Source organism: Undibacterium sp. KW1 (assembly GCF_009937955.1).
Classification (GTDB): domain Bacteria; phylum Pseudomonadota; class Gammaproteobacteria; order Burkholderiales; family Burkholderiaceae_D; genus Undibacterium.
Map to the genome: position 1 here is coordinate 4,588,877 of NZ_AP018439.1, position 12,870 is coordinate 4,601,746.

Below are 12,870 nucleotides of genomic sequence, written 5' to 3' on the forward strand. Positions count from 1 at the left end.
AAAAGCCTACTAGCCATGTTGTTCGCCATCTTGCGCGCGGCCCTGCTGAGCTGCCCCCGCCCGCTGCTGTTGATCAGCCTGGCGGGCTGGCTGGGTTTGGCTACGCTGCAATTTGGCGTGCGTGTGCCAGAGTACTGCGGCAGCCTTGCCAACATAGACCTGGCTTATCTCGCCAATATCGGCGATCGCCTGGTCTTTGTCTGGCACACCAATTCAAGGCCCACCATGATGGCCAACTGGCTGCTCATGCTGCTGGCCATGATGTCGCCACTGCTCGCGCAAGAAGTGAACTACCTGTGGCAACGCAGCCTCGCGCGCCGCCGCCTGCGCGCCTTGCTGCTGTTTGCCATCGCCTATTTACTGATATGGAGCCTGGCTGGCGCATTCATCATGCTGGCCTCACTGGTGCTGCGCCTGGCCATAGGCGACATGCGCTGGTGCTTTGCCATGTTGCTGGCACTTGCCCTGCTATGGCAAATCAGCCCCGCCAAACAATACTGCCTGAACCGCTGCCATAGCCGCCCCCGCCTCGCCGCCTTTGGCTGGCAAGCTGACCGCGATAGCCTGCGCTATGGCCTGCAAGCCGCCTTCTGGTGTGGCGGCACCTGCTGGGCCTGGATGCTGGCCGCCACCGCCGCCGGCCCCGCCCACTTCCCCTTCATGCTGATCACCTCAGCCTGGCTCCTGATAGACCGCCAGGCCCCGGGCCGCGCACCTGCATGGCAATTGCCATACAGCCTGCGCTGGTACCGCCCCGCCTGATACCACCCGCGCAGCCCCGGTGATATCATCCGTATCACCGAAGAACCAAGGTAAATCTGAACAGGATCACCGACATGAGCACCAACATGAGCACCAACGAGAGCACCAGCATGAACACACCAGCCCCCCGCAGCCTCAACGGCATCACCCTCGAAAAAATCCTCGAACAACTGGTCGCTTATTATGGCTGGGAGCAAATGGGACAGATAATAGACATCAACTGCTTCAAGATCGACCCCAGCATCAAATCCAGTTTGAAGTTTTTACGCAAGACACCGTGGGCACGGGCTAAGGTCGAGGAGTTGTATTTGGGGATGCCGGGGTGAGGCGATATGTTGCCTTGTACCGTAGGGCGCATTGCAATGCGCCGGATGCGGTTCCAGAAACGACTAAAGTACGTGCAACTCCTGCATAAAACATGATCAAAGCTTTTCCCATAAAGCATCCCACATGTTAGTAAATGTCGATACGATGTGATGCAAGACAATTGGCTATCATAATTTTTGACACGATTTCCTGATCTATTTCCATCTAGTTTTCACGGTTAGAAAATTAAAGAGGTTCACAATAATGAGTGAATTATTGAGCTTTACATAATTGATGACATCACCACAACTCCGCCTGCTTCCAACATGCCATGATGATGGATGGACGGCGTTGTGCGCTTTTGAGTTTGTTGCGGGCAATTGTTTGCAATTCGGCGAGGTTGTTCGGGCAGAAGTTTGCCAACGCATGTCGCTTGAGCCAGCCCCAGAGATATTCGACAGGATTGAGGTCCGGCGCATACGGGGCAGGAATGCGATTTGAATGTACCCATTGGTGCTGTCGAGGTATTCGCGCACCAGTTTCGATTTGTGCGCCCTGAGCCCATCGCGGATGATCAACAGCGGCTGCTTCAAATGCGCTTTGAGCGCCTTGAGAAACTCGACAATTTGCTCCTTCTTGATGCTACCCTCGTGGAAGCGGAACAAGTAGTTCTTCCTGGTCACACCTGCAATCACGGACAAATGTTTCCAGTTGATATGAAACTGAATAATCGGCGTTTTCCCTTTGAGTGCCCAAGTGCGCACACGGGTAGGCCGTTCGCTGATTCCGGACTCGTCGATGAATACAATCAGTCGATTCTCTCTCGAGGCTTTTTTTTGAGCGCAGGCCAGGTCTTTTTCTTGAACTCCTGTACAGCATCTTCGTTACGTTCGATGGCGCGACGCTCCGGCTTTTGGTTACTGAATCCCAGTGCGCCAAGAATGCGCCAAACGTGCACTTCACTGAACGACACTTCGAACTTTCTTTCAATAAGTAGACGCACGCGTTTAAGTGTCCACAACTCGGTGCCAAAACCATGTTCCGTCGGACTATCGAGAAGGCAGCGCCGCAACTCCCCTAATTCCATGGCATCAAGTTGTGCAGGCCGCCCCTTTCCGCCTACTGCGCGCAGCGCGTCAAGGCCTCCTTCATCGAGTATGGCTTTCCAGGTATATACCGTGTTGCGTGCTACACCGACCACCAGCGCTACTTCGGCGCACCCTCTGCCTTGCAGCAGAAGCCGACCCGCCTTGACTCGTCGCTTTGCTCCATCTTCTATTTCTTTCGCCATCTCATACCTCCAGTACGGACATCATATTGGGATAACGAATGAAATCAAAAACGGTTGTCATGATTTACGTAAGCATCAATAATCACCGCTACAGCACCCGGCTTGCAAGCAGCCAGCGTGCGCATGCCCGTGCAAAAGACTACTGGCATTCCTTTTGTCGCCATCAGCGATGCCCCGGTGCTGTACTTGCAGAACTGGCGCATATCTCCACCCTATGCAACACGGCCTGACCCCAACCAGGCACTGGCAGACAATGACATGAATACCTGGAACTGGGGTCAGCCTCCCTTCCTGGAAATCGCCGTCGAGGATAGTGATGCCAGGGCGAACCACTTCCATCTGTTCCGCACAAATTTTATCCAGGATAAAAAACTGAGTAGTGGCAAGGCACGCCTGCTGTTTTCACGTATCAACGGTAAGGCAGAAATCTGGATGAACGGGAAATTGCTGGGATCAAAAACCTCGCTGGGTACGGGTGATCTCAGTGTTGACCTGCCCGCTGGCGAAGGGCCTGCACAACTGACTGTGCTGGTGGAAGCGGAGCCGGGCAAGAAGGCCGGACTGGAAAGAAATATTATTGCAGAGCCGAAAAAGTAAGCACAAATAAGCGAGTATCACATTAAAAAACGAGCCGGACATTTGCCTGCAACAAGCAAATGCCCAGACTCTCAACCCCGATTTTCTTAGGGTTTTCCTGGGTTAAAAACAAACAGTTTCAAGTCCGTTGCAGGTACGATTTCCGTCAGCGGCAAATCGCGATGCGGTGCCTGCGCTGTCCATGCCAGACGATATACCCTGCCGTTAGCGTCGCTTGTTTCAGTGGTATTGATCTGCATGTCCGGCCCAGGTTTGAAATAGGTAGAGAACATCTCTGCCACGCCAGCGACCTTGTTTTCTGAGACAGTTTCCAAGGTTCTGGAATCGACACTGAATTCCAGTCTTTGCCCAAGACGTGTCACTGTCACCAGCAGTTGTCCGGGCTTGCCTGGGCGTGCGCCTTCGACAAAGATTTCAGAATTCAGCGAGCCATTGCCTTTAAAGTCCCAGCGATAATTGGTCCATGCGCTAATCTGTTTCAATTTCCAGCCGTTCTTTTCATGTCGCGCCAGCCAGATTTGCGTATTTCCTGCTGCATCGTATTTATGGTAGGTGATGATGGCGCGCCCTTCTTCATCAAAGCCCAGCACCGTATTATTATTGATCATGCCGCCACTTACAGGTACCGGGTCGACAATCTCCGCCTGCTTAAGACGTATCGGCAAAGTCAGGGGACTGCCATCGGCACGTTCCCAATGCACGAGGTCACGGCTTTTAGCGTAAGACAGGTCATGATTGGTTTCGGCCCTGGGTGATTCGCGCCATACCCAGGCGACATGAAAGTAACTGTCACTTCCTCTGGTTGGACCCATGAAGTAGGCATTGCGCTGCCCTTCACCATCGGTCAGCGGACTATCGGTCAAGGCTTTCCAGCTTTGAGATTTCTCGTCGTAGATATTATAAATTTCATTGCCACGACCGCTGCTGCCATCGCGGTATTTGAAAATCAATTGTCCCTGATGATTTTTCAAAAACACCGGATAGGTCATCGCCTTTTCACGTGCGGCATCCAGCATCAGCGGCACCCGTCGCAGGCTGCGCACATCGCCGGACGAATCCGAACGAAACATCGTCAACGGATCTACATGCATATTGGCGGCAATATGCATGGCACCAGAAGCATCCAGTGCCATCGCGATCAGGTTATGACTATCCCAGCCCAGCCAGGTATCAAGCTTGTGATAGACCCAGTGACTGGGTGCATTCAATGGCCGTTGCGCTACCGTCAGTTGACGGTTGGCGTCGTAGTAAGCCACATACAGGTGGTCTTTGCTTGTGGTTATGGCAAACGGTACCGAATGCCCTGACCAGACCTTGTCTATCGCTTCTATGGAAACCGGCGTGGACACCGGCGTTGAAGCAGGTACGGATGTTGCTGCCGGGCTAGCGGCAATTGCCAACTGGCCGGAAGCCAGTGCTAGCATGAATAGCAACGGACAGCTGATCTTCAGCATAAGTGATCTCCTTGATTTTTTTATCCAACAGCAGGGCTGTTTTTCCAGTTGGCTTTGATAAACCTGCACTATAGGCGGCCTAAGATTATAGGTTTAAGGACCAAGGCAATCACCATGATCACAGACTTCAGACGCATATGCGCAAAACTTTGATTGAAATAATACTGTATATATACAGGCAACAGGGCAGTAAGAATGGCGGCACGCCAGCACGGCAAATAGTGCCGTGCCGCCGACGATCAGGAGAGCTGAGGAATGGAAAGGACGAGAAAGGAGTGCTGGCTTAAGGGTTTTCTGCTGCAGGCAATTTCCTTTCCAGCTTCAAGCCTGCTGCAGTGCGGGCTGGAAAACCCTTCCAGTAGGTATGGTCGGCTTTTGGCTGGCCAGTTGCATCCACACTCCGTTTTCCATCCTGCGCATTCTCTGGCAGGTTCAGCTAAGCATCCATGCTGGCATCACTTTTCAGATACTTGCCCAGGAAAGCGGTGACAAAGTGCTGTGCAATATTGTTCATCCTGGTGTTATCCCAGACGGCGTCGATATAGGTTTCTGCAGGCACCTTCTTCAGGCCTGGTACAGGCAACCAGGCTTCTTCTGGTGCGGGTATGGGTGCGCCGGCATTGTGGTTGGCGTTCTCAATGGTCAGCAGATAGCGTCTGGCGTTGACACTATTTTCATAGATGTTGCGCACACCGGGCGCATAGCCGGATATGTCATCGACGCTGCCCGCCACAAAAAAGATGGGTGTACGGATAGCGGACAAACCAGCGGCATCCCATAAGCCCGCATTCTAGCACCAGGGTGCAAATGCAACCGCCGCCTTGATGCGTCTATCCTGTGATGCCAGATAGGTAGCATTGCCGGCCTGCCGTACAGCCAGCGCCCGGTTGGGAACAAAAGCCCCATCCACACTGGCCGCTGTCAAACCACCACCAATGGTATTCACTACGCCATAGCCACCCATTGAATAACCGATCAGGCCGGTATTGTCCGCATTGACCAGTCCGTCGAACCTGCCGCTGGCATCAGCTTTGTTCAGGGCAGCCATCTGGTTCAAGACAAACAACTGGTCCAGTGAGCGGTTCAGCAAGGTGCTGGAAAACGCCTTGAGATCATGATAAGTGCTTTCGGCATGATCGATGGCGACCACCACATAGCCTTTGCTGGCCAGGTTTTCTGTCAGATGGCTCAGCAGGTAGCGATTACCCGGATAACCATGCGACACGATCAGCAGCGGGTAAGGACCATGCTGTTTGTCGGGTGCAGCATCGCGCACCGCCTGGCCGCTCAGGCTGACTTCGGTCTTGCCATCACGCAGATAGGTCTGGTATTTGCCGCCCGATGCCTGCTGTGGTTTCAACGTGGCGGGGTACCAGATTTCTACCGTCAGCGGGCGGTCGTAATACACCGTTTCGCCACCAGGCTTGCTGTTAAGGATATCAACTTGCTTTGGATTCACCAGATTCAGGCTGGTGACGCCCACCCTGTGCTGGCCATAGGCTGCCAGCTCGGGCGCATCGGGTCGTATCTGGTCAATGTGATTATCCTGCGCGCCCGCCAGGTATGGTGCGAACAAAGCGCAAGCAGCAAACACAATGCATAGTTTTCTTATCGTCATGAAGGCTTTCGTCAGAAATAGGTATATCTGCGGACATGCTAGCTAATTTGCCAGCACACCGCAGAAAAATGACAGGAATCACTCTTTATTCGGAAATGCCAATCCCAGATTGTCACGCAAAGTCGTGCCTTCATAGCTGCGCCGGAACAGGCCACGTTTTTGCAATTCCGGCACCACCAGTTCGGCAAAGTCTTCCAGCCCGCCAGGCAGATACGGCGACATGATGTTGAAGCCATCTGCGGCTTCGCTTTCTAACTATAACTGCATCTGGTCAGCGATCATCTCTGGTGTACCTATCAGTGTAAAGTGTCCACGGCCACCGGCAATACGCAGATACAGTTCACGTATGCTCAGGTTTTCACCCTGAGCCAGCTGGGTCAGCAATTTTTGCCGGCTTTGCTGGCCATTGTCTGTCAAAGGCAGCTCTGGCAAAGGTTCATCCAGCGGATAAGCCGATAAATCAAAATTGCCTATCATGCGACCGAGCAGCGCCAGACCATCTTTGGGTACGAGCAGGTCTTGCAATAGCTGGAATTTTTCTTGTGCTTCTTCCTGCGTTCTTCCCACCACCGGGAACAGGCCGGGCATGATCTTCAGGCTGTCTGCCGAACGCCCGGCCTGCACCACCCGGCTTTTCAGGTCACGGTAGAAAGCCTGGGCAGATGCCAGGTTGGGGTGGGCGGTAAACACCACATCCGCCGTTTCTGCCGCCAGATTTTTGCCAGCTTCTGACCCACCGGCCTGCACCACCACTGGATGGCCCAGCGGGCTGCGGCTGACATTCAAGGGCCCGGTAACCGAAAAATGATCGCCCTTGTGGTTCAAAGCATGCAATTTATCTACATCGAACTGTATACCTTTTTCCTTATCGTTCAGGATGGCATCGTCTTCCCAGCTATTCCACAGGCCTTTGACCACCTGATGGAATTCCCTGGCCCTGGCATAACGCTCTCCATGTGCAACATGGTCGCTGCGGCCAAAATTTGCTGCCTCACTGGCATTGTCGGAGGTCACCAGGTTCCAGCCGGCACGCCCGCCAGAGATGCGGTCCAGTGAAGCAAACTTGCGTGCAACATGGTAAGGCTCGTTATAGGTGGTGGTCGCAGTGCCAATCAGGCCAATATGCTCGGTCACTGCCGCCAACGCTGACAGCAGTTTCAAAGGTTCCAGCCCGCCGACGCCGCTGGTCAGGGCAACACTGTCGGCAAAGAAGATGGTATCAAAACAGGCACGCTACGCCGTCTGTACCAGTTTTTTGTATAGTTTGAATGGATCGCGACCATCATCGGCCAGCGGATGCCGCCAGGCTGCCACATGATGGCCGTTATGCAGCAGGAAAGCGCCCAGTTTCAATTGAGGTGTTGCCTTGGCTTCAGAAATCCTTCCTGAAGTTGACGCCGAAATAGCGCTGATCATCACGCGGTACTGCACGGGTCACCGTATTGGTACCATTCACCAAATTGATCGCATACGATTTGTCACCCAGATTCTTTGCGATCAATGCCAGACGCCAGCCGTTTTCTGGTGCAGCCAATGCCACACTGGCATTCCACAATCCAACGCTACCCTGTATCGTGGTTGCAGACTGGAACAGGTCATACTGCACCTTGCTTTGCCAGCTGAAATCGGTCGCCAGGTCCACCTGTGCAAGCCATTGCTCAGTGGTACCACATAACTGGCGCGGGCAAAGGATTTCCACTTCGGTGAAAACGGCAGAGTCTGCCCATTCAAAGAGCAGGATGCTGCCGCTGCCACCGGGTAGTTGAACTGGTCTATACGTGCATCCACATAGGCCTGCGAAGCACTCAGGTTCAGGCGCGATATCGGCCGGGCTTCCAGCTCCAGTTCAACACCACGGGTATCGTCAAGAACCTTGGGCGCATACAGGTGGTGCTTCAACGGCTGTTTACAGATAGTTGGAAATTTCGATCAGGTTTTCGTCTGGATCGCGAAAGTAGACCGAACGTATCGGTCCCATGGCGCCGGTGCGTTGCACAGGGCCTTCGGTAATAACCACGTTCACCGCTTTGAGATGTTTGATGACATCGTCGACTGTCGTGCTGGCAATGATGCATAAGTCGACCGACCCTGGTGTCGGACGGTGTGCATGCGGCACGATTTCCCGTCCAAGCTGATGCAGGTTGAATTTCTGTCGTCCGAATACCAATGCCTTGCGTCCCGAGCCAAAAGTCTCAACCTTGACACCAATTGCACGAACATAAAATTCGCAGGTACGTTCAACGTCGGCCACCGTCAGTACGATGTGGTCAAAGCGGTCGAGTACGACTGGATGAGGGGAGGTGGGCGTGGTCTCCGCGCTGGCGAGATTGCCTGTTCCGGTTGCGGCGATAGTGGCAAGGCCGAGCCCAAACTTGCCAAGCGCGGCGCGGCGGGCCGAGTTAATGCTATTTTCTGACATTTTTTTCCCCTTTTTCGGTTTTCATTGTGACAGTCCACTTGGACATCATGTTTCAAGAATCAAAGGGAGAGAATTTCCAAATTCTCCATCATGCTTTACGGCTACGAAAGGCTGGCCGCGCCATGGCACTGACAGCTCCATGGCAAGAGATGCAGCCTAGTCATGCGACAGCGAACCACACATAGCGCCACCGAACGTAGTTGTTACTTCATAACGCATACGGGCGGCGGCGTTGGCCATGATGCATATACGTAGCCATCGTCTGCCAGCACATGAAACCACACCTGTGTACCTGCCCCGGGTGAGGTTGCATTCGGCGCTTTGCAACACTTTCCAGAATGGAAGGTGTTGTTGAGGGAATATTGATTGTCATTTTGTGTTTTTAATTAGACAATGATTTTGCCGCATTTTTTGGCTAGCGCCTATTTGCTGACTTGCCTGGGACCATCATGAAACTTCTGTTTAACTTAAGCATCGGTACCCGTCTGGGTGTTGGTTTCGCTTTCGTGCTGTCTCTATCTGTGATTGGCACCGCCATTGCCTACAGCAACGCTGCCACCAGCTTGGAGCAGACCAGGCAAATGATGGACAAGCCGCTTGCCAATGAGCGACTGGCTTCAGACCTAAACGCCCTGATGTCGGCAGCGATTGTGCGAACCTCGATTTTAGTCCGCAGTAATGATGCCGAGCTCGCCGATAAGTTAGCGAATGATGTAGCGGAAGGTACGCGTGGTGGCGGCGAGTTGCTTGGAAAGCTGGAGCAATTGATGACCACGCCAGAAGAAAAAAACATCTTCGCCCGCACCTTGCAGGTGCGTGCGTTTTTTCAAAAGGCCAAAACGGACATCGTTAAACTGAAAGGCGCGGTATCTTCAGACGAAGTCGAGCGCAAATATGGCGAAACCTTCATGCCTGCCGCGCGCGCCTACCAGGAGCAGGTCCGCCAGCTACTAGTATTCCAGCGCCAACGTATCGACGATGCGGCACGCCGCATTGAAGCAAGCACCCGTAATTCCAACCAGTTAATGATTGGTTTGACAATGCTGATGTTGCTTTCAGGGGCTTTCATTGCACATGCCATTTCTCGCTCGATCACGCAACCCGTCAAGCAGGCATTGCATGTCGCGACAACGGTGGCCAGTGGCGACTTGAGCCTGGACTTGCCGGAGGCAGCGGCGCGTGATGAAATTGGCGAACTAATGAGTGCTCTCAAGCATATGAACGAGGCATTGCGCGACGTAGTTGGCGAGGTTCAGGATGGCACACAGGTAATTGCATTGGCATCGAGAGAAATAGCCGAAGGCAACCACGATTTGTCGAGTCGTACAGAACACCAGGCTAGCTCGCTGGAGGAAACTGCTTCCTCTATGGAACAATTGACTGCAACGGTGCGGCAAAATGCGGATAGTGCCCAGCATGCGAATCAACAGGCCAAAGCCGCATCCGAGGTTGCTGCGCGCGGCGGTCGCATCGTGAGCGAGGTGGTGGTCACCATGGAAGCGATCAACGCCTCGTCCCAGCGTATCGCCGATATTATCAGTGTGATAGACGGGATCGCGTTTCAGACCAATATTCTTGCACTCAATGCCGCAGTTGAGGCAGCACGGGCAGGCGAGCAGGGGCGGGGATTTGCCGTGGTGGCCAGCGAGGTGCGGAACCTGGCGCACCGTGCGGCCAGCGCCGCCAAGGAAATCAAGGATTTGATAGACAGCTCGGTGTTACAAGTGGTAAGCAGCACCGCATTAGTACAGCGTGCCGGCACCACCATAGAAGAAGTGGTTAGCAGTGTACAAAGGTTGGCGCAGACGATTAGTGAAATCACCGCCGCCAGCCGGGAACAGAGCGTAGGTATCGACCAAGTGAATATAGCGGTAGTCGAAATGGATAACTTCACACAGCAAAATGCCGCAATGGTCGAAGAGGCCGCCGCGACCGCATCCAGTTTGCAGCAACAAGCAGCGAAGTTAGCCGATGTGGCTGCCAGATTCAAGCTGGGGGCGGGCAACCTTGGTGATGGCCGTGCGCCAGTGCAGCGCACTCCCCTGGCATTGCCGCGCTAACGTCACAAAGCTCGCTCGCAATGACTGCTTCTAGTGGACTTTAAATGTGACAGTCCGCTAGTCCACGGCCTTGTCCCAGCAGTTAGCCCTTGTCAGCGGCACGCAAATGCGCCAATAGCTTGGAAGCTTCAGGAACCAAGGCAGCTTCCGACTTCACACCCAGCCACAGCGTACGTTGCGCCCATGTATCGGTCAGTGGAATGGCCCGCAGGTTGCTAGCGAGTAATTCAGGCGGGACCGCGCCGTCTGGCAGGACGCCGATGCCCAACCCGGCAGCAATCATGCGGCACATGCCGTCGAAGCTACTGACCTGAATGCGCAATCGCAGTGGCTTGTCATGAGTGAGCGAAGCATCAGTCAGTCGTTTCAGTAGTGAGCTGCCGTGATTGAGGCCGACGAAGTCGTAGTTCAGCGTATCGCTAAAACTGATTGCAGGCAGCGTCGCCAATGCATGGTCGGCGCGTACTACCACCATCAGCTTATCGCGACGGTAAAGGTATTTCTCCAGCCCACGAGAGGATACATTGTCGGCAAATATACCGAGATCGGCCTCCCCCGAGAGTACAGCAGTCACGATCTGATCGCTTAACATTTCTTCCAGGCTGATGCGAATAAGCGGATGGACTTCCACAAAACTCGCAAGATCGGCTGGCAGAAACTGAATGATGGCTGAAGTGTTGGCCCAGATGCGGACGTGGCCGCGCACGCCGATTGCAAAGTCTTCCATCTCTCCCGCCATACGGTTCACAGTGTCCAGCACGCTGCGTGCGTGGTGTGCAAGCTGTTCTCCGGCCGGTGTCAGTTCCAGGCCCCGTGGCAAGCGCACGAACAGGGCGGTATCCACAGTCCTTTCCAGATCAGCAATGCGCTTACTGAGGGCCGACAAGGTCATATGCGACTTGTCGGTTGCCTTGGTAAGGCTGCCAGTTTGCGCCACCATCAGAAAGATGCGTAGCGACTGCAGGTCGAAATGAGTAGGATTGATCACGTGAGGAAGGTGTTTGGGGGATGGCAGGAGAATAGAGGACGTGGGCGGGCTTGTCAACGTAGCGATACTACGGTTTTCTTGTAAGGAAAGGGCCTTTGAGAAATCACTGATTTTAAATACCGTATGGTGCGCCTACGATGGTACCGATGGTCAGACCAAATGGAGGAGATAACTATGAACAAGCCGCTCCACGGCGTCCGTGTTCTTGAGATGGGACAACTAATCGCTGGCCCATTCGCGGCCAAGATGCTGGCGGAATTCGGCGCTGAGGTAATCAAGATCGAACCGCCGGGTACCGGCGATCCGCTGCGCAAATGGCGTCTGCTGCACGAAGGCACGTCGGTATGGTGGGCGGCACAGTCGCGTAACAAGCAGTCAGTTACGCTGGATCTGCGCACGCCTGAAGGCCAGGACGTGATACGCACGCTGGTGAATGAGTGTGATGTGCTCATCGAGAATTTTCGCCCTGGCGCTATGGAAGGCTGGGGCTTGGGTTGGGACACGCTGCATAAAATCAATCCACGTCTCGTGATGCTGCGGGTCTCAGGTTATGGCCAGGATGGCCCCTATCGCGATCGCCCCGGTTTTGGCGTGGTGGGTGAAGCCATGGGGGGCTTGCGCCACCTGAGCGGAGAGCCTGGTCGTACCCCTGTCAGGGTAGGCGTGTCGATTGGCGATTCGTTGTCGGCGCTGCACGGTGTGATTGGCATCTTGCTTGCGTTGCGTCATCGCGATCAGAACGGCGGCGACGGCCAGATGATCGACGTCGCCCTGTATGAATCCGTCTTCAACATGATGGAAAGTCTGTTACCCGAGTATTCCGTTTTTGGCACGGTGCGGGAACCTGCCGGCAGCAGTTTGCCGGGCATCGCCCCGACAAACGCCTATCAGTGCTCCGATGGCAAATATGTGCTGATCGCTGGCAACGGTGACGGTATTTTTCGCCGTCTGATGGATGTGATCGAACGTCCCGACCTACGCGACGACCTCGCGTTGGCGCAGAACGACGGTCGCGTTAAACAAGTGCAGCGACTGGATGCTGCCATCGGTGAATGGAGCAGCCAACACACCCTGGAGCAAGCGCTGTTTGCATTGAATGGCGCAGGGATTCCTGCTGGCCGGATCTACGACATCGCCGATATCGCTGCAGACCCCCACTACAAGGCACGCAATATGCTGCTGGACGCGAAACTTGACGATGGCACACCCGTGAAATTGCCAGGCATCATTCCGAAGTTGAGTGCAACTCCCGGCGAAGTACGTCACCAAGCACCCAAGCTAGGCCAGCATACCGACCAGGTGCTGGCTGGTATCGGGATCGATAGCGCAACGCGGGACGAATGGCGTCAGCGCGGCATCATATAATTGGGAGCCC

At 54.3% G+C, this 12,870-nt stretch carries 11 protein-coding genes and 2 pseudogenes; 5 read left to right on the forward strand and 8 right to left on the reverse strand.

All coding sequences use genetic code 11. The features are described 5' to 3' along the window. Positions 1–15: 15 nt before the first annotated feature. Both UNDKW_RS20535 and UNDKW_RS20540 read left to right on the forward strand, forming a co-directional pair. Positions 16–762: a DUF2182 domain-containing protein gene (locus tag UNDKW_RS20535; protein WP_162060231.1), complete on the forward strand. Its 747-nt coding sequence runs from the start codon at positions 16–18 to the stop codon at positions 760–762. Between the two features lie 74 nt (positions 763–836). Next, positions 837–1,088, forward strand: coding sequence for a VF530 family DNA-binding protein (locus UNDKW_RS20540; RefSeq protein WP_232063064.1), 252 nt, complete (start codon positions 837–839; stop codon positions 1,086–1,088). A gap of 280 nt (positions 1,089–1,368) precedes the next feature. On the opposite strand, the pseudogene UNDKW_RS20545 reads toward UNDKW_RS20540, so the two are convergent. Then, positions 1,369–2,359 (reverse strand): annotated as a pseudogene (locus UNDKW_RS20545) (IS630 family transposase). A gap of 102 nt (positions 2,360–2,461) precedes the next feature. Between UNDKW_RS20545 and UNDKW_RS20550 the strand changes: the two are divergent. Continuing rightward, positions 2,462–2,956: a hypothetical protein gene (locus UNDKW_RS20550; RefSeq protein ID WP_162060232.1), complete on the forward strand. Its 495-nt coding sequence runs from the start codon at positions 2,462–2,464 to the stop codon at positions 2,954–2,956. A gap of 86 nt (positions 2,957–3,042) precedes the next feature. Here UNDKW_RS20550 and UNDKW_RS20555 read toward each other — a convergent pair whose 3' ends face one another. The 6 genes and pseudogenes from UNDKW_RS20555 to UNDKW_RS20575 all read right to left on the reverse strand — a co-directional run bounded on the left by UNDKW_RS20555 (position 3,043) and on the right by UNDKW_RS20575 (position 8,291). Continuing rightward, positions 3,043–4,410, reverse strand: a complete 1,368-nt coding sequence (locus tag UNDKW_RS20555) for a BNR repeat-containing protein (protein ID WP_197892948.1) — start codon at positions 4,408–4,410, stop codon at positions 3,043–3,045. A 436-nt stretch (positions 4,411–4,846) separates the two neighbouring features. Further along, positions 4,847–5,173, reverse strand: coding sequence for a hypothetical protein (locus tag UNDKW_RS30120; protein WP_197892950.1), 327 nt, complete (start codon positions 5,171–5,173; stop codon positions 4,847–4,849). Positions 5,174–5,200: 27 nt separating this feature from the next. Next, positions 5,201–6,028: a hypothetical protein gene (locus UNDKW_RS30125; protein ID WP_197892952.1), complete on the reverse strand. Its 828-nt coding sequence runs from the start codon at positions 6,026–6,028 to the stop codon at positions 5,201–5,203. 78 nt (positions 6,029–6,106) lie between these two features. Beyond that, positions 6,107–7,444, reverse strand: a pseudogene (locus tag UNDKW_RS20565) (LLM class flavin-dependent oxidoreductase). After that, complete coding sequence (locus UNDKW_RS20570) at positions 7,401–7,727, reverse strand: hypothetical protein (RefSeq protein WP_162060233.1); 327 nt, start codon at positions 7,725–7,727, stop codon at positions 7,401–7,403. Before UNDKW_RS20570 ends, UNDKW_RS20565 begins: the two are co-directional and overlap by 44 nt. A gap of 207 nt (positions 7,728–7,934) precedes the next feature. Continuing rightward, complete coding sequence (locus UNDKW_RS20575) at positions 7,935–8,291, reverse strand: VOC family protein (protein WP_232063442.1); 357 nt, start codon at positions 8,289–8,291, stop codon at positions 7,935–7,937. A gap of 605 nt (positions 8,292–8,896) precedes the next feature. On the opposite strand from UNDKW_RS20575, the gene UNDKW_RS20580 reads away from it, so the two are divergent. After that, positions 8,897–10,507 (forward strand): methyl-accepting chemotaxis protein, encoded by a 1,611-nt coding sequence (locus UNDKW_RS20580; protein ID WP_162060235.1) that lies wholly within the window; start codon positions 8,897–8,899, stop codon positions 10,505–10,507. An 82-nt stretch (positions 10,508–10,589) separates the two neighbouring features. On the opposite strand, the gene UNDKW_RS20585 is transcribed toward UNDKW_RS20580, so the two are convergent. After that, complete coding sequence (locus tag UNDKW_RS20585) at positions 10,590–11,495, reverse strand: LysR family transcriptional regulator (RefSeq protein ID WP_162060236.1); 906 nt, start codon at positions 11,493–11,495, stop codon at positions 10,590–10,592. A 174-nt stretch (positions 11,496–11,669) separates the two neighbouring features. Here UNDKW_RS20585 and UNDKW_RS20590 point away from each other — a divergent pair, with 174 nt between their 5' ends. After that, positions 11,670–12,860: a CaiB/BaiF CoA-transferase family protein gene (locus tag UNDKW_RS20590; protein ID WP_162060237.1), complete on the forward strand. Its 1,191-nt coding sequence runs from the start codon at positions 11,670–11,672 to the stop codon at positions 12,858–12,860. Positions 12,861–12,870 lie beyond the last annotated feature (10 nt).